Annotated in this window: 18 protein-coding genes and 1 other RNA gene; 18 read left to right on the top strand and 1 reads right to left on the bottom strand. The window is 59.6% G+C overall.

What is annotated here, in order from left to right; all coding sequences use genetic code 11:
- The gene (locus LWH94_RS02485; RefSeq protein WP_232901127.1) at nucleotides 1-921 is read right to left on the bottom strand and encodes a D-hexose-6-phosphate mutarotase; all 921 of its coding nucleotides are present in this window, start codon (nucleotides 919-921) and stop codon (nucleotides 1-3) included.
- Between the two features lie 109 nt (nucleotides 922-1,030).
- Here LWH94_RS02485 and LWH94_RS02480 point away from each other — a divergent pair, with 109 nt between their 5' ends.
- The 18 genes from LWH94_RS02480 (at nucleotide 1,031) to LWH94_RS02395 (ending at nucleotide 17,008) form a co-directional block, all read left to right on the top strand.
- Complete coding sequence (locus LWH94_RS02480; RefSeq protein ID WP_442914956.1) at nucleotides 1,031-1,792, top strand: 2OG-Fe(II) oxygenase; 762 nt, start codon at nucleotides 1,031-1,033, stop codon at nucleotides 1,790-1,792.
- Nucleotides 1,793-1,872: 80 nt separating this feature from the next.
- An RNA gene (gene ffs / locus LWH94_RS02475) (signal recognition particle sRNA small type) lies at nucleotides 1,873-1,969 on the top strand.
- A 194-nt stretch (nucleotides 1,970-2,163) separates the two neighbouring features.
- The gene (locus LWH94_RS02470; RefSeq protein WP_232901126.1) at nucleotides 2,164-3,093 is read left to right on the top strand and encodes an esterase/lipase family protein; all 930 of its coding nucleotides are present in this window, start codon (nucleotides 2,164-2,166) and stop codon (nucleotides 3,091-3,093) included.
- 51 nt (nucleotides 3,094-3,144) lie between these two features.
- The gene (locus LWH94_RS02465; protein ID WP_232901125.1) at nucleotides 3,145-4,179 is read left to right on the top strand and encodes a lipase secretion chaperone; all 1,035 of its coding nucleotides are present in this window, start codon (nucleotides 3,145-3,147) and stop codon (nucleotides 4,177-4,179) included.
- A gap of 71 nt (nucleotides 4,180-4,250) precedes the next feature.
- A complete protein-coding gene (gene dnaX, locus LWH94_RS02460; protein WP_232901124.1) occupies nucleotides 4,251-6,119 on the top strand; it encodes a DNA polymerase III subunit gamma/tau in 1,869 nt (622 codons plus the stop codon).
- Nucleotides 6,120-6,123: 4 nt separating this feature from the next.
- The gene (locus LWH94_RS02455) at nucleotides 6,124-6,447 is read left to right on the top strand and encodes a YbaB/EbfC family nucleoid-associated protein (protein WP_022989044.1); all 324 of its coding nucleotides are present in this window, start codon (nucleotides 6,124-6,126) and stop codon (nucleotides 6,445-6,447) included.
- A 32-nt stretch (nucleotides 6,448-6,479) separates the two neighbouring features.
- The gene (recR, locus tag LWH94_RS02450; protein WP_022989043.1) at nucleotides 6,480-7,082 is read left to right on the top strand and encodes a recombination mediator RecR; all 603 of its coding nucleotides are present in this window, start codon (nucleotides 6,480-6,482) and stop codon (nucleotides 7,080-7,082) included.
- A gap of 14 nt (nucleotides 7,083-7,096) precedes the next feature.
- Nucleotides 7,097-8,248 (top strand): ribonuclease D, encoded by a 1,152-nt coding sequence (locus LWH94_RS02445; protein ID WP_232901123.1) that lies wholly within the window; start codon nucleotides 7,097-7,099, stop codon nucleotides 8,246-8,248.
- On the top strand, nucleotides 8,245-8,538 hold the full coding sequence (locus LWH94_RS02440; protein WP_232901122.1) for a YcgL domain-containing protein: 294 nt from the start codon (nucleotides 8,245-8,247) through the stop codon (nucleotides 8,536-8,538). Before LWH94_RS02445 ends, LWH94_RS02440 begins: the two co-directional genes overlap by 4 nt.
- A complete protein-coding gene (locus LWH94_RS02435; protein WP_232901121.1) occupies nucleotides 8,535-8,981 on the top strand; it encodes a YcgN family cysteine cluster protein in 447 nt (148 codons plus the stop codon). Before LWH94_RS02440 ends, LWH94_RS02435 begins: the two co-directional genes overlap by 4 nt.
- On the top strand, nucleotides 8,981-9,325 hold the full coding sequence (locus LWH94_RS02430; protein ID WP_094624088.1) for a hypothetical protein: 345 nt from the start codon (nucleotides 8,981-8,983) through the stop codon (nucleotides 9,323-9,325). The genes LWH94_RS02435 and LWH94_RS02430 overlap by 1 nt, the downstream gene beginning before the upstream one ends.
- A gap of 31 nt (nucleotides 9,326-9,356) precedes the next feature.
- Nucleotides 9,357-10,199: an AAA family ATPase gene (locus tag LWH94_RS02425; RefSeq protein ID WP_199457413.1), complete on the top strand. Its 843-nt coding sequence runs from the start codon at nucleotides 9,357-9,359 to the stop codon at nucleotides 10,197-10,199.
- Between the two features lie 22 nt (nucleotides 10,200-10,221).
- The gene (locus LWH94_RS02420; RefSeq protein ID WP_232901120.1) at nucleotides 10,222-11,400 is read left to right on the top strand and encodes a vWA domain-containing protein; all 1,179 of its coding nucleotides are present in this window, start codon (nucleotides 10,222-10,224) and stop codon (nucleotides 11,398-11,400) included.
- Nucleotides 11,401-11,780: 380 nt separating this feature from the next.
- Entirely contained in the window at nucleotides 11,781-12,722 is a 942-nt protein-coding gene (locus LWH94_RS02415) for a hypothetical protein (protein ID WP_232901119.1), read from the top strand.
- A 36-nt stretch (nucleotides 12,723-12,758) separates the two neighbouring features.
- Nucleotides 12,759-13,385 carry a hypothetical protein gene (locus LWH94_RS02410; protein WP_232901118.1) on the top strand — a complete coding sequence of 209 codons (627 nt, stop codon included), beginning with the start codon at nucleotides 12,759-12,761 and terminating at the stop codon, nucleotides 13,383-13,385.
- A complete protein-coding gene (locus tag LWH94_RS02405; protein WP_232901117.1) occupies nucleotides 13,382-16,180 on the top strand; it encodes a tetratricopeptide repeat protein in 2,799 nt (932 codons plus the stop codon). The genes LWH94_RS02410 and LWH94_RS02405 overlap by 4 nt, the downstream gene beginning before the upstream one ends.
- Nucleotides 16,173-16,661 (top strand): tetratricopeptide repeat protein, encoded by a 489-nt coding sequence (locus LWH94_RS02400; protein WP_058340809.1) that lies wholly within the window; start codon nucleotides 16,173-16,175, stop codon nucleotides 16,659-16,661. Before LWH94_RS02405 ends, LWH94_RS02400 begins: the two co-directional genes overlap by 8 nt.
- Nucleotides 16,658-17,008, top strand: a complete 351-nt coding sequence (locus LWH94_RS02395; RefSeq protein ID WP_058340810.1) for a hypothetical protein — start codon at nucleotides 16,658-16,660, stop codon at nucleotides 17,006-17,008. The genes LWH94_RS02400 and LWH94_RS02395 overlap by 4 nt, the downstream gene beginning before the upstream one ends.
- Nucleotides 17,009-17,031 lie beyond the last annotated feature (23 nt).

The raw sequence follows: 17,031 nt of genomic DNA, 5'->3' as shown, positions 1-17,031 counted from the left end.
TCAGCCGCGACCAATGACAACGCCAAGCGTGTGGCTTTGGCCCTCATTTAATACCCGGTAGTCCGTGGCTGCATTGGCCGTTTCGACACACACCATTTTTTGCCAGCCAGTGCCAGGAAAGTCAGAAAGTCTTAAGGCTTTCTCGGGGCCGGGGTTCCACACTACCGTGGAATCACTGCCAACAGATGTCAGTTTGCGTTTTCCCGCGGGGGTGACCAGGGTCAGTGGGTCTGCCGATTCGTATATGCGGTCAGTTTCACCGTCGAAATAAACCGGGCCTTCCTGTTCAAAGTAGTCCCAGTCTTTCAGGGTATCCATATATTGGCTGTGGCCCAGCCCCAGCAGCCGGGTGCGGCTGATGTCCGAGGTTGGCAGATAGGTGTGCAGGGCCTGGCTCAGGGCCAGCGGGTCTTTGGATAGATTGGTGGTGGTCAGGGCAATCTGGCAGCCGCGGACTGAAAAGCTGAAGGTGATCAGCGCCAGAGCGTGGCCATCCCACTGGTCTGCAAAGTCTTCATTGGCATTTAGCGACAGGCTGATTTCCACTTCATGGGCACTTTCCCGGACATCTTCCAGCCGCCAAAGGGCAGTGCGGGCGAAGCCATGGGCTGAGGGAGTATGCACCCGTTTGCGGATCTCCGGCGGGTTGCGGGCCGGGTCGCCAAACCAGGGCCAGCACACAGGAATGCCGCCGCGTATGGCACGGCCTGGTTCAAATCGGGCGGTATCACTCAGCCACAGCCAGTTGGTGTCGTCGTTTACGGCAAAGTGGGTGAGGTGGGCGCCCTGCAGAAACACCGTAGCGCTGAACACCGGATGATGAACCTCCAGGGCTTCCAGCTGGCCAATGGTCTTCCAGCGGGTGAACGACCATTGGCCCGGGGTGACGGATGCCGGCGGAGTGTGGCTGCTTTCAGGCATGGCGGGTGGTTTTTCCTTAAGTGTATCTTCTTATCCGCAGAGTAAATTAAATACGGCTTGCCGGCGAGTTTGACCCTACAATAGCCGGAAAATTCCGTGAGGCCCCTCCATGCATTCAGACACCGACCAGGCCATTATCATTCCGTTTCCGGACCCTGTGCTGGAACGTGCTGCCGATCAGCTTGAACAGGTTGCCGGTGACGAACTGATAAGCACCGTTACCGGGGCAGATGTTCAGCCAACGATTGATGACTTCTGGCTGGATGAGCTGGCGGATGGTTTGAGTGAATCGGCCTGGATGGAGCTGGACCTTACCCCCCGGTTGCCGGCTGGTTTGCTGGCGGCGTTACGCAACGAAGTGGGCATCCTGGATAAAACCGAGGTCATGAGCCGCGCCGGCATCGGCCGGGGCACAGACCTGGTGAAAGACCGCAGTGTGCGCCGCGATAAGATTGCCTGGCTGGATGGTTACAGTGAGCCGCAACGAATGTTGTTCGAGTGCTTCGAACAGATAAGGGAGGGGCTGAACCGGCGTCTGTATCTGGGGCTCAAGCGGTTTGAGGCCCATTACGCCACCTATCACCCCGGCGATTTCTACAAGCGCCACCTGGACAGCTTTCGTGGCCGTGCCTCCCGGGTGGTCAGCCTGGTGTTGTACCTGAACGAGGATTGGGGGCTGGAAGATGGCGGAGAACTGCGGGTGTTCGCAGCGGCCGATTCCGGGCAGATGGTCGGGCAGGTGCGTCCGGAAGCAGGCAGGGCGGTGCTGTTCCTGAGCGAGCAGGTACCCCATGAGGTTCTGCCGGCAAGGCGCACCCGTTACAGCATTGCCTGCTGGTTCCGGCAGGATGAAGTGCCATTACCGCTATAGGCCGTTGTAGTCCTGAAACCCTTCTGATACTATTCGCGCCGCTTTCGGGGAAATGTCCCGAAACGCCGTTATGGTGGCCCCATTGGTGCCTCCGCAACATGAAACCGTGAACCCGGTCAGGCCCGGAAGGGAGCAGCCGAAGCGGTGGATGTGTGTGCCGGGGGATTGCTGGTGGGGTCACCCCCAGATTTTCCCCTCGTTGTTCTTTCTTTCCGATTTTCTCTGTTTTCCTGTATCGCTTTGTGATCCGTTTCACAATTGAGCGTTATGTGGCCCTGTTGGCACTTATCCCTGTCTATAGTGTTTTTGGCATGCTGCCCATTGGGTATTGTGCCGTTGCCCGAACACAACAAAGACAAAAAGGGAAACACATGAAAAGTGCCAAAACAAAAGCAGTTGTAACGGCGGGTGTACTGGCGGCAGCAATGACTGCCCAGCCGGCTTCCGCATGGTGGTTCAGTAAGCAGGATACCTATACCCAGACCGAGCATCCGATTGTCCTGGTGCACGGGTTGTCAGGCTTCAATAAGCTGTTTGGCCTGGTCTCCTATTTCAACGGAGTGCCAGATGAGCTGGCAGAAAGCGGAGCGGAAGTCTTTGTTCCCCAGGTGTCTGCTGCCAACTCTACCGAGGTCCGTGGTGAGCAGTTGCTGGCCCAGATTGAAGAATATATAGCAGTAACCGGGGCCGAGAAGGTGCACCTGATTGGCCACAGCCATGGCGGCCCGACCATTCGCTATGTGGCGGGCGTTCGACCAGACCTGGTGGCTTCGGTATCCAGTGTCGGTGGCGTTAACTGGGGCACCCCGCTGGCAGATACCATGAATAATGGCAGCCTGGACGGACTGGGAGACTGGTTTTTCGGCTTGATCGATACCTTCTCAGGCGGTGGCGGCCTGCCGCAAGACACCGCAGCGGCCATCCAGTCACTGAGCACCGAGGGCAGCCTGGCCTTCAACACCGAATTCCCGGCAGGCCTTCCTTCTTCGTACTGCGGCAACGATGGTGCACAGGAGGCCAACGGTATCCGTTATTACTCCTGGGGCGGTAACAAAGCGGTCACCAATGTTCTGGACCCGAGCGACCTGCTGCTGGGTGCCCTGACTCCCGTCTTTGACGAACCCTCCGACGGCATGGTGCCGTCCTGCAGCATGAAGCTTGGCAAGGTGCTGGGTGTGGATTACCGCCACAACCACCTGGACGAAGTGAACCAGGTGTTGGGGCTGGTAGGGCCGTTTGTGACAGATCCGGTTCAGCTGTACCGGCAACAGGCAAACCGTCTCAAGAATCTTGGCCTCTGACACTGCCGATAACCGAAGGCGGGCCCCTGCGGCCCGCCACGGATCGATTTTATGAACCATAAACGATTTGCTGGATTGGCCGGCCTGCTGCTTGTATGCGGAGCGGCCGGCTGGTGGCTTATGCCTGCCCCTGTCACGACGGCCCCGGAGCCCGTCTCATCGGTAGTGGAGCAGGAGTATCAGCAACCGGCAGCTACTGCTGGTTCATCGGGTACCGCGCTGGTGCCTGGTAATGTGAATCATCCTGCCTTACCCCGTGATGAACGCGTTTCTGACATTGAAGTGGACGGACAGGTGCGCCTTGATATGAATGGCAACCTGGTGCTGGACCGCCAGCTGCGCCGTTACCTGGATTTCTTTATCGGGCTGACGGGGGGCGCCTCCCATTACGAAACCCTGAAGGCCCGCCTGGCGTCTGAACTCAAGGCACAGGATTTACCTCCGGAGATTCAGCGACAGGTTCTTGCCATTCTCGACGACTACCTGTCTTACCGGAAAGCTGCCGAAGCGATGGCCAGTAACGAGCACCACAGCGTTGACGACGTTCGCCAGGCCCTGGGCCAGATTCATGACCTGCGCCGGGAGCATCTCGGCCCGGATGTGGCGGAAGGCTTTTTTGGTGAAGAAGAGCGCCGGTTGCAGGTGATGCTCGACCGCCAGAAGATTCTCAACGACGAAAGCCTGACTGATTCCGAGCGTGACCGCGCCCTGGCGCAGCTGGATCAGCTGTTGCCAGAGTATTCCGTTGAACTCCGGCGCAGGTCCCGAACCGTGGTCGAAACGGCCATGCAGGTTCAGCAACTGCGGGAGCAGGGTGCTTCGGAAGCCGAAGTGCGGGAGTTGCGTTTGCAGGCCTATGGTGCGGAAGCTACCGAACGCCTGGCACGGCTCGACCAGCAACGGAATCAGTGGCAGAACCGGCTGGGTGAATACCGGCAGCAAAAGGCCCTGATCGACAATAACGAAGGCCTGGCCCCGGCCGACCGGCAGGCGGCGGTGGAAGCCCTGCGGGAACGGATCTTCACCGAAGAGCATGAACGCCGGCGAATTCGCGCCCTGGAGCGCACGGCCGGCATGGATTCATAGCCACGTCATCCTTCTTCTGAAACCGGGTCCATGCTAGAGTTAAGCGCATTTTTCACAGCAGTTGACGGAACATGAGCTATCAGGTTTTAGCCCGGAAATGGCGCCCCCGTACGTTTGAAGACATGGTTGGGCAGGAACACGTGCTGCAGGCACTTGTTCACGCACTGGAACACCAGCGCCTGCACCATGCGTATCTGTTCACCGGTACCCGGGGTGTGGGTAAAACCACCATTGGCCGCCTGCTGGCCCGGTGCCTTAACTGTGAAACCGGCATTACCCCGAACCCTTGCGGCGAATGTGACAGCTGTAAGGAAATTCTGGAAGGCCGGTTTGTCGATCTTATCGAAATCGACGCCGCATCCCGCACCGGCGTGGATGACATGCGCGAACTGACCGATAACGTTCAGTACGCACCCAGTCGTGGCAGGTTCAAGGTGTACCTCATCGACGAGGTGCACATGCTCACCAACCAGTCCTTCAACGCGTTTCTGAAAACCCTGGAAGAGCCGCCGGAGCACGTGAAGTTCCTGCTGGCCACCACCGATCCCCAGAAACTGCCGGTTACCGTGTTGTCCCGCTGTTTGCAGTTCAACCTCAAACGGATGACGCCGGAACACATTGTCGGCCACCTGAAACACGTGCTGACAGAAGAAACCATTCCTTTTGAAGAGCCGGCCCTGTGGCTGCTGGCCAGGGCGGCCGATGGCAGTATGCGGGATGCCCTGAGCCTGACCGACCAGGCCATCGCCTTTGGCAATGAGAACCTCAGCGCCAGCGATGTCAGTAATATGCTGGGCACTATCGACCAGCGGGACATCGAGCGGATAGTCAGTACCCTGGTAGAGCGGGATGGCCCCGGGTTGCTGGCGGAAATCAGCCGGATTTCGGAATTTGCGCCGGATTACGGGGTCATCCTGGCAGACCTGCTTTCCCTGTTCCATCGCGTGACTATGGAGCAGGTAGTGCCGGGCAGTGCCGATAACGCGCTGGGTGATGCCGCCCAGGTGCAGGCCCTGGCCAGGCAGCTGAGTGCCGAGGATGCTCAGTTGTTTTACCAGACCGCCCTGATCGGCCGCAAAGACCTCGCGGTAACGCCAGACGCCCGCATGGGTTTTGAAATGACCATGCTGCGCATGCTCGCGTTCCGGCCAGGGGCTGACCGTCGTGAGCCGCCGGCAGTGACTTCCGGTAACACGGAAAACACCGGCCGCGCCGAACCGGAGCCTGACCCTGGCCCTGTGCCGTCCCAGGTTGCCGAACGCCCCCAACCTGAACCGCAGCCTGTAGCGCCGTCGCCGCAACCAGTAGCGGAACCGGTGCCCGCCCCAGAGCCTGCGACAAACTCCATGCCGGAACCACCGGCAATGGATACGCCGCCTTGGGAGGATGAGCCGGAGCCACCGTATTATGATGAAGTGGCCCCGGAACCACCGGTCGCGCAGGAGCCGGTCAGCGAACCGGAACCCCGTAGTTCCGAGCCGGTCCAAACACCTGAAGTTGTGGCTGAGCCTGAGCCTGAAGTTGCAGCGCCGGCCGAACCCGTTAATGCGGACGGTTTTGTCTGGGAGCGGGATTACCGGCAACTGGACATTACCGGCATGCCCGGAAACCTGGCCAGCTACAGCTCTATGGCCATGGACGGGCAAACTGTGGTGCTTACCCTGGATGAAGGCCATGCCCGGCTGCTGAACGCCCGACATGAAGAAAAAATTGTGGCGGCCTTGAGATCCTACTTTGGCGACGCCACACAGTTAAAGATAGAGCAGGGCATTCCCGGGCCCCATACTCCGGCGGCGTTTGAAGAGCGCCAGCGGGTCGCCCGGCAGAAAGCCGCAGAAGCTGCCATCCGGCAAGATCCGGTGGTGCAGAGCATCGTTGAACGATTTGAAGGACGGGTGGTAGAAGAATCCATCCGCCCCGCAGAGACAGGCAGGAGATAAGCAGATGATGAACAATATGGGCGACCTGATGAAAAAGGCCCAGCAGATGCAAGAGCAGATGCAGAAGGCCCAGGAAGAAATCGCCAAGGCGGAAGTGACCGGAGAATCCGGCGCCGGGCTGGTGAAAGTTACCATGAACGGTCGACACGACGTCAAAAAGGTAGAGATCGATCCTTCCTTGCTGTCCGAAGACAAGGAAATCCTGGAAGACCTGCTGGCAGCTGCGGTGAACGATGCCGTTCGCCGGGTAGAGGCCAACCAGAAAGACAAAATGTCCGGCATGATGTCTGGCATGGGCATGCCGCCCGGCTTCAAGATGCCGTTCTGACGCCAGCCTGCCATCGGAATTGAGGAGTATTCATGGCATTCAGCCCCCTGGTTGATGAATTGGTGGAATCACTCCGGTGTTTACCCGGAGTAGGCCAGAAAACCGCCCAGCGTATGGCCTTTCACCTGCTGGAACGGGGTCGTTCCGGCGGCACCCGGCTGGCCGGCGCTCTGAGCCAGGCTATGGACGGCGTGCGCCGCTGCGACAGCTGCCAGAACTTTTCCGATACCGACATCTGCCAGATCTGCGAAAAGCCCGAACGCCGCACCGGGACTCTGTGTGTTGTGGAGAGCCCGTCAGATCTGCTGGCTATCGAGCAGGCCGGTGACTACCGGGGCAGCTACTTTGTGTTGATGGGTCACTTGTCGCCCATCGATGGCGTCGGCCCGGAAGAAATCGGCATTGAACGTTTGCTCCGGCGGGTGCGCGAAGAAGGCGTTACCGAGCTGATCCTGGCCACCAACCCCACGGTGGAAGGTGAAGCCACAGCCCACTATATTGCCGACCGACTGGATGGCCAGAATATCCTCATTACCCGGCTGGCCCACGGTATTCCGGTGGGTGGCGAGCTGGGTTACGTCGACGGTTTTACTCTCACACACGCCTTCCGGGGCCGTAAACCCCTTTCCGAATAACTCCAGGTTTTCCTATGACAGATAGCCCATTGGCCGCACCGGTTCCCCCGGCCCCCGAGACTGTCCGCTGGCTCAGCAGCCCGGCGGAGCTTGATCAGTGGCTGGAGCAGCTGGCGCCCGGCGCGCCGGTGGCGCTGGATACTGAATTTGAACGGGTCTCCACCTTTTACCCCATCCCTGGCCTGGTGCAATTGGGCGGGCAAGGGGAGTACTGGCTGATTGACCCGGACGTAGCCGAAGGCTCGGCAGGGTTCCGCACTATGCTGGCAGACCCGGCTCGCCCGAAGCTGCTGTACGCCATGAGCGAAGACCTGGAACTGTTCCGCCACTGGCTGAACGTGGCACCGGCCGGGCTGCTGGACCTGCAGATTGGCGCCGCCATGGCCGGTGCCGGGTTCTCGCTCGGTTACGCGAAGCTGGTGGAAACCCTGTTCGGAGAAGCCCTCGACAAATCCGTTACCCGCTCAGACTGGGTGTCCCGCCCGCTGTCGCCGGAGCAACAGCGGTACGCTATAGACGACATCCGTTTTCTGGAGCCCCTGTACAACTGGGTGATTGAAAAGCTGAAGCAGCGGAATCTGGAACAGGCCCTGGCCGAGGAATCCCAGCGCTTTGCCGATGAAGCCGCAGGCCAGGAAGATCCGGAGCAGCATTACCTGAAACTGCGCGGTGGCTGGACCCTCACCCGGGAGCAACAGGCCGTTTTGCGGTTGTTGGTGGCCTGGCGAGAGCGGGAATGCCAGAAGGTCGACCGCCCCCGAAACCGGGTGCTGAGCGATGGCCTGCTGATTGCCATCGCCGAACGCCTGCCGGGTTCACTGAGAACGCTGAATGACATCCAGGGCGTTCCCGGCGGTATCGTAAAACGCTATGGCGAGCACCTGCTGGAACTTGTCCGCGAAGGTCGGGAAGCCGATAATGCCAACCTCGAGCCAATCCCCCGGCCCCTGAGCCGGGACCAGCAAGCTGTCTATAAAAAGGTAAAGCGTTGCTTTAACAAAGCGGCGGAAGATCATGATATTCCGATAGAACTTCTGGCTCCCAGGAAGCGTATCGAGAAGGTGTTGCAAGACGGCACCCTGGCCGGAAACGAATTTTTTCAAGGCTGGCGAGGCGAATTGCTGAAGCCGGTAGAAACCGACATCGAGGAACTTCTCAGACCATGACAGACCGTGAATTCGTTTCGGTGTTTCGCAGCAGCAAGAAGATGGACACCTATATCTACGTACGCCGCGGCCAGGTTTGGGACGATCTGCCGGAAGCATTGCGGAGCATTTTCGGCAAGCCGGTCCATTCGATGGACCTGCTGCTGACACCGGACAAGAAACTGGCCCGCACGACCGGGAAAGAAGTCCTTGAAGCTATCCACGATAAATCCTTCTTCCTGCAGATGCCGGAAGAGCAGGAAACCTATATCGTCGATTTCAGGCGCAAGATCGAGCAGCGTCAAAGATGATTGCCGAGATTCCCTTCTGGCAGCGCAAGCGCCTGGATGAAATGACGCCGGCCGAATGGGAATCCCTGTGCGATGGCTGCGGCCTGTGCTGCCTGCAGAAGCTGGAAGATGAAGACACCGGCGAGGTGTACCATACCGACCTCGCGTGCCGGTATATGGACCTGGAAACCTGCCGCTGCACGGTTTACAGCGAGCGCCTGAAAAAGGTAACGGCGTGCACGGTGCTGACGCCGGACACGGTGAACGAGTACCACTGGATGCCGCAAACCTGCGCTTATCGCACCCTGGCAGAAGGCCGGCCGCTGGCGGACTGGCACCCGCTGCGAAGCGGCGATCCGGATTCCGTGCACAGGGCCGGTGTTTCAGTACGGGGCAAGGTTGTCTCTGAAGACGACGTTGCCGAACAAGACTGGGAAGAACATATCATTCACTGGATTTTGTAATGATGGATACTGACGCCTCACTGGCATACGGGATTTTCTGGGCGGCCTACGCCGTTGCGTTTGTCGTGTTTTTCTACATGATGAAAGCCCTGTTCCGCCTGCTGCCACTTTACGGGCTGCGCACCTTGCTGCTGGCAGCACTGGTTGTGTTGCTGCTGACCCCGGTGGAATCACCGGAAGTGGCAGGCTGGTATATCCCGGCCTGGTTGTTCGCCGGCTACGAGCTGATCCTTGGCGACATCAGCGCGGCCGGCTCCGCCATATTCAACTTCACCGTGGCATCGCTGGTGATGCTGCTGGTGTGGATACTGGATCTCGTTCGCTACCGCCTGGTACGCAAATAATTTTCAAAGAAACCAAACAGGACACAGACCCATGAAGTTTACCGGTACCGAAAAATACGTAGCCACCGATGACCTGCAGATGGCTGTTAACGCAGCGATCGCGCTTCAGCGCCCGTTGCTGATCAAAGGCGAGCCCGGCACCGGCAAAACCCTGCTGGCGGAAGAAATGGCGGCGGCCCTGGGCATGCGCCTGATTCCCTGGCACATCAAGTCCACCACCAAGGCCCAGCAGGGCCTGTACGAGTACGACGCGGTCTCGCGCTTGAGGGATTCCCAGCTGGGCGATGAGAAGGTCAAAGACATTCGTAACTACATCGTCAAAGGCAAGCTGTGGGAAGCCTTTGAGGCCGACGACCAGGTGGTGCTGCTGATCGACGAAATCGACAAGGCCGACATCGAATTCCCGAACGACCTGCTGCTGGAACTCGACCGCATGGAGTTCTTCGTTTACGAAACCCAGGAGTTCGTCAAAGCGAAGAAACGCCCGATTGTGGTTATCACCAGTAACAACGAAAAAGAACTGCCAGACGCCTTCCTGCGCCGTTGCTTCTTCCACTACATCAGCTTCCCGGACCACGACACCATGCAAGACATCGTGGACGTGCATTTTCCCGGTCTGCAGCAGCAAGTGGTGCGGGACGCGCTGGAAGTGTTCTTTGATGTACGCAAGGTGCCGGGCCTGAAGAAAAAGCCGTCTACCTCCGAGCTGATCGACTGGCTGAAGCTGCTGATGGCCGATGAACTGTCTGCCAAGGCACTGCAGGAAAAAGACAGCAGCTCGGCACTGCCGCCGCTGTATGGCGCGCTGGTGAAGAACGAGCAAGACGTGCACCTGCTGCAGAAGCTGGCGTTCATGGCGCGCCGCCGCAACTGATCTCTGGCAAGAGTTTCGCTTTATGTTGATCGACTTTTTTCTCGAAGTGCGCCGGGCGAAGGTTCCGGCCAGCCTGCGGGAATTCCTGGACCTGCTGGAAGCCCTCCAGCAGCGCCTGGCCTTTGCCGATATGGAAGAATTCTACTACCTTGCGCGAGTGTGTCTGGTGAAAGACGAGCGCCATTTCGACAAGTTCGACCGGGCGTTCAAGGCGTATTTCGAAGGCATCGAAAACCTGGATGACCTGCTCGAGGCACTGATTCCGGACGACTGGCTGCGGGCCGAGTTCGAGAAGCATTTGTCCGAGGAAGAGAAGGCGAAAATCGAATCCCTGGGCGGCCTCGAGGAGCTCATCGAAACCTTCAAGAAACGCATGGAAGAGCAGAAAGAACGCCATGCCGGTGGCAACAAGTGGATTGGAACGGGTGGCACCTCGCCATTCGGCGCCAACGGCTACAACCCCGAGGGTTTCCGCATCGGCCAGAAAGACGGTCGTCAGGGCAGGGCGGTTAAGGTCTGGGAAAAACGCGAATTCAAAGACCTGGACGACAGCATCACCCTGGGCATTCGCAACATCAAGGTGGCCCTGCGCCGGTTGCGTAAATTTGCTCGACAGGGGGCGGCCGATCAACTGGATATGGATGACACCATCCGCTCCACCGCCCGTAACGCCGGTTACCTCGACCTGAAGATGGTTCCGGAGCGGCATAATGCCGTTAAAGTGCTGATTTTCTTCGATGTGGGTGGTTCCATGGACCCGCACATCCGGGTCTGCGAGGAGCTGTTCTCGGCGGCGCGGCTGGAATTCAAGCACATGGAGTATTTCTACTTTCACAACTTCGTGTACGAGAGTGTGTGGAAGAACAATATTCGCCGCATGAATGAAACCAGTAGCACCTGGGACATCCTTCACAAGTACACGCCGGACTACAAAGTGATCTTTGTGGGTGATGCCACCATGGCACCCTATGAGATTACCCACCCGGGCGGCTCCATCGAGCACTGGAACGAAGAAGCCGGTGCCACCTGGATGCAGCGGATTACCGAGCACTTCAACAAGGTGGTCTGGCTGAATCCGTTGCCGGAGAGCTATTGGGGTACCGGAGGGTCGCTGGGGATTACCCGGCAGCTGGTGGAAGACCACATGTATCCGCTTAACATTGAAGGCCTGGAATCGGCCATGAAGCAGCTGAGCAAATAAAAAAAGCCGATGCGCGGTTAACGCATCGGCAAAAGCTCGGCATATTCAAGCGGGGGTTGCCCATTCAGCGCTCCCGCCCCTTCCGTTAAAGCAAGTCAGGGGCCAACCCTTTCCCTTCTGAAGCAAGATCAATAAGTTAACCGGAAAATCGCTGTCTGGTTACTCCCTCTGACACTGTCATCTGTCAAATAAACCGACACTTTTGCCGTCTGACCCAAAATGCCATTTGGTGAATTGGATACCGTTCTTGGTTTGTAGCCGGTGTTACTCTTCCTTTCGAATTGTTACACAGCAGGATCAGCATGTTCGGCAGACAAAAATCACAACAGTGCCGGATACCCCCACGGAGCAGGGGGCTTTGGATATCCGGTCTTCCTGTTATGTTGATGATTGCAGCCATGGCCCAGGCCAGTGCTGCGGCCATCGACAACGCCATCAGTGGCCTGGAGGCTGAGGTCTCACGCCATGCTGCCAGCGTGCACACCCTTGAGCAACAGCTGCGCAAGACCATCGATACCCGCGTTGCGGTATTCCTCTCCCTCGCCAATCCGGAAGCACTGGACCTGGATTCTGTCGAACTGTTCCTGAATGGCCGGCCGGTTGGTAATCACATCTTTACCCTTTCCGAGAGGGAATCCCTTGAAGACGGCCGCAGCTACCCCCTGTTTACTGGCTATATGGCGGATGGCAACCATCAGCTGACCGCCGTTATCAACGCCAGGGCGGTGAACAAGCGGTTTGTCCGTCGTGAGGTGGTACACCCGTTCCGCAAAGTGTCGGGTGCGATGCAGCTGCAGATGAGCATCGACGCGACCGGGCCGGATTACGAGCCCCGGGTTAGCCTGGACAAACAGCCCTGGGCCGGGGCGGCGACCTCTGAAGCCGGGAATGCTGCAATTGCCCGGCCCAACCGGCAAAAGGAATTACTGCAGGATGCCGAGCAGGCCCGGCAGCAGGGCAGGCTCGATAAGGCCGGTCAGATCTTGGCCGGGATGAAGGAAGGTTACCTGGCCGCGGTGGGTTACATGAACCTGGCGGCTGACTTTGCCGAGACCGACCTTGATCCGTCCCGGGCGCTGGTTGCCCTGCGGGTGGCTATGTCGATGGCCGCCCATGATACCGAGTCGGCACGCAGCCGTGATCTACTCGACCAGCTGCATCTGCGCGCCGGTTACCTGGCCCTGAATAACGAGGAATACGACAAGGCGTTGGGGTTTCTGGAAAAGGTCTCGCTCGACAGTTACCACGCTCCGAGGGCGCTTTACCTGCATGGCCTCGCTCTTTCCGGCAAGGAGAACCACCGGGGCGCCATGCAGAGCTGACACCGGGCCAAGAAGTTCCCCCTGGCGTTTCCCGGTGTGGCGGAAGCCTGGATTGGCATGGGGCGGGGCTACGACATTGCGGGATATCCCGGCCAGGCCGGGGAGTCCTGGCTGGCCGCCAACGTGGCCTTTGAAGGCGAGCGCACAACCCTTTCCAGGCTGGCAGATGGCATCAAAAGCGATGGCGCCTTTAAAACCCTGGTAACCGATGCCCGCGGCCCGCAGACACAGTGGTTCCTTTCGGACAGCCGAACCCTGACCCAGCCACGCCTGGCCTATTTGCTTCGCTTCCTGGAACGGGCTGACACCCAGCTGGCAGTACGCCGGGTAGCCGGACTGGACGAGATGTCGGCCACCCTGGAGGAAAACCGGCACAACCTGGAAGTATTTGCGCAGGTCATCGAACACCACGGTGGCATGAACGATCTGCTGGTAGCGGCCCGGGAACTGGCCACTACTGGCCGGGCGCTTGGCCAGCAGGTCCTGCAAGCGCGGCAGCAGGCGTCCGGCCTGCTGGACGAGCTGGCACTGGCCTTTGTGGCCAACGAAGACCGGCGCATGGAGCACGCCATAGACAGAACCGAACAACAAGTGGCGCACCTGTACGAATACCTGGCACTGGAAAAACTGGCCTATGAAGCCAGCGGGGAGAGCCCCCAATGACCCTAATGACCCCGATGGCCCCAACGAAAACCACCGCCCGGGTGAAGTTACGCACCTGCTTGCTGATGGCAGCGCTGGTATCGGCACCGGTACTGGCCCAGGAATCCTTTCGGGTGGAGCTTGGTCGCGACGGGGAAACCCTGGGTGATATGCGCCCGGTGTTCCTGAAATTCGAAAGCCGGCCATTACCGGCCATTTCGCCTGCCGAAGTTGCTCGCCGCTACCAGAAGCTGTTCGAGAGTTCTGACGAACCGGAAGTGCGTATCGATGCCCTCAACCGCCTGAACAACATCCGTGACCGCTCCGGCCAGGAGGTAGGTTTTTCCGCCGAACAGGAGGCGGGTATCTACGAGGAAGTGCTGGAGAGCTATGAAGACATCCTGGCCAGGGGGGCTTTTTCCGGCCGGCTGGATGAACTTCTGTACCAGATGGCGAAAGCCCACGCCCTGACCGGCCAGCACCAGCAGTCCATCGACCGGCTTGAGCAGCTGATAGGCCTGTACCCGAAATCCCCTCTGGTGCCGGAAGCCCGGTTCCGGGTTGCCGAAGCCGACTTTTCCGCCGGTCGTTACCGGGAGGCCGAAGCGGGGTATCGCCAACTGATTGATGGCGATGGTAAACAGGATATCGCCTCAAAAGCCCGCTACATGATGGGTTGGAGCCAGTTCAAGCAGGGGGCAGGCGCCTGGGATCGCTCGGTGGAATCGTTCATGGCGTTGCTGGATCAGCACCTGCCGGAGCCCGAACGGCTGAAGTCACCGCCGGCCGAGAGCCGGGACATGATCGAAGACAGCTTCCGTATCCTGGCCGTGATGGCGGCCCGCTCCGATAACGCCCGATCACTGGACCGCTGGCTTGCCAGGCGCAACCCCGCGCCCTGGGTTCCCATTCTCTATGACCGGCTGGCGGATCTGCACGCCCATGAGGGCGGCTACCAGCAGGCAGTGGCGGTGAATGAAGCCTTTGCGGCAGCCTATCCGGACAACGCCGCAGCATCGGATATGCTGGCTCAGAGCGTTGAGTTCTGGCAGATGGCCGGAGATGTCGAGGCCGCCAGAGTCGCACGTTCCGATTATGTTGCACGCTTCGCTTCGGATGCGAGTTATACCGCCCTGAACGGCAACCAGAAGGCAAACTGGCGGGATTACAGCCGGTTCCTGGCCGACTATCACTACGCCGGCAAGCGCTGGAGCCAGTCGGCTGATTATTACGAATCCCTGGCGTTGCGAGCAGATAACACCGGCGAAATCCTGCACCTGGCGGGCGATGCAAGATTGCAGATGGGGCGCCTCGACCAGGCCCTGGCCAATTTCGAGAAAGCGGCCTACACGTATTCCCATGACCGCTCTGTGGAATCTGCCTGGGCGGCGATCAGCATTCTGCGGGACAGGCTGGGCAACCGCTCCGAACCTGTTACCGAGGCACTGGCCAGCCTGAGTTCCGCCGAACAACGCTACACCAATGCCTTCGGGCCAGATGCCAGGCTGTCCGCTTTACGTGCCGATCTCGCCAATCGCTGGCTGGAAGCCGGCGACGGCCAGCAGGCGCTTCGGTATGCCCGCGCCACGCTGGACTGGCCACAAGCCAGCCCTCGGGAACAGTACGCCGCCTGGCTGGTTACGGCCCGGGTACGGCAGGGTGATGGCGACTATCCGCAGGCGGAGGCAGCCTGGCGCCAGGCGCTGCAACTGGTGCAGGCAACTCCGGAGGTAGCCGGGGCCCGGGATGATGAGCAAAAAATCCAGAACCAGTTGGCCACCGCAATATACCGGCAAGCAGAAACCGCAGCGGGCGCTGGCAAGACGGCACTGGCCGTTGCCAATTTCCAGCGAGTGGAAACCATCCTCCCGGGCTCGGAAATCGCCATCAAGGCCCGCTTCGACGCTGCCAACACCCTGCTGAAGGCTGCAGACTGGCAAACCGCCATTAATGAATTGCGCCGGTTCCGCCTCGATTTCCCGGAAGATGCCCTTACGGCTGAAACCAGCGAAAAGCTGGTCTACGCCTATCAACAATCCGGCCAGCCGGTGAAAGCCGCGGGCGAACTCATGGCCGCAGCCGGTTCTGCGCCAGAGCCCTGGCCCATAAAATTGCGTGCCGCAGCGCTGTACCACGAGGCGGGTGCTGAGCCGGAACGTAACGATCTTTACCAGCAGTGGCTGGCCGTTGCGCCTGAGCCCGCCGATGCGAAGGATCACCTGCAGCAGCAGACCATGCGTCAGCGCCTGATTGAGTCTGGCGTCGATGTTTCCAATCAGCAGAACATCCTGCTGGCCCGGGAAGACGCCAGTGAGTGGCACTCGGAAGAGACCCTGCAATGGGCCGCAGATGCTGCGTTGGCGCTGGGCTCCGGTGCTGCTGAACGTTTCGCAGCCATTGCGTTGACTGCGCCCCTCGAAACCACCCTCGCCAGAAAGCAGCAAGCCATGGAGCAGGCGCAAACCTACCTGCTGCAAGCGGAGTCCTTTGCCGGTGAGGACGTGCAGTCCGAAGTCTTGTACCGGCGGGCAGAGCTCTACCGAACCCTGGCCAGTGACCTGATGGCATCAGAGGTGCCGGCCGAACTGAACGATATGGAAACCATGCAATACCAGATGCTGCTGGAGGAAGAAGCCTTCCCGCTGGAAGAGCGGGCCATGGAACTGCATGCCCGTAACCATCAGCGCATTACCAGGCAGGGCTATGACCAGTGGATCGCCCGCAGCCTGGAAGCGCTGGCAGGTATGCATCCAGGCCGTTACCAGCGAGAACTGCGATGGATGAGCTGGAACATGGAGGGTAACGACGATGCCTGAGTTCAGTATTCGCTGCCGCACGGTCGGTGTGCTGGTGGGCCTGGCCATGCTGGCGGGGTGTGCCGTTAATGCGCCTGTCTCCAAACAAGCGGAACCGGAGCCTGTACGTTCGCCGGAGCAGGCCCGGGAACTGGCCCGGCAGGGCATGCTCGCGCACCAGCAAGGCCAGACGTCGGTTGCCATTGAAGCACTGCAAAAAGCCGTGGCGCTGGACCCGACCGACGCTGCGGCGGCCAACAACCTGGCCCTGCTGCTGAAGCAGCAAAACCGGTTTGAAGAAGCCGCCGGCGTGCTCAAAACCGCCATCCAGGCTAGCCCGGATGTGGCTGATCTCCATTACAACCTGGCCGTTATTTCAGAAATTTACCTGCTCGATCTTTCCGCTGCGCTTAGCCATTACCAGCGCTATACCGAGTTGGCCGCGGAGGAAGACAAGGCTGTCACCGGCTGGATGGCCGACCTTCAGAGGAGATTGCAATGAGCGCAGTAGTTCGTGCTGTCGCAACCGCCCTGATGCTGGTTTTTGCCCATGCCGCGTTGGCGCAAAGTGCCGACACAACCGAGGCCGAATCGCCGGAGCAGCCTGGCTTTGAGGTGGCCGGAATTTCCGCCAGTGGCGGCGAAGATGACCCCCGGGTGCTCTACATTTTGCCCTGGCAGGCACCCAGCCTGCCGCGCCGGCCCCGGGCCGAACTGAACCGGGAAGCCCCGGAACTGGATCAACCACTTTCAACCCGGACTCTGGAAAGCCATCGCCAGTTCCGGCAGACCCTGAACCCGCTGGTGCTGCAGCCCTTAACCGCAGCACCCGGCCAGACCCAACCGTGACACAGCAGTAAACGGAGAAACGC

Source organism: Marinobacter sp. G11 (assembly GCF_021282325.1).
Classification (GTDB): Bacteria; Pseudomonadota; Gammaproteobacteria; order Pseudomonadales; family Oleiphilaceae; genus Marinobacter; species Marinobacter vinifirmus.
The sequence above is the reverse complement of the archived record's forward strand: the minus strand, read 5'-3'. Positions and strand labels throughout refer to the sequence as shown.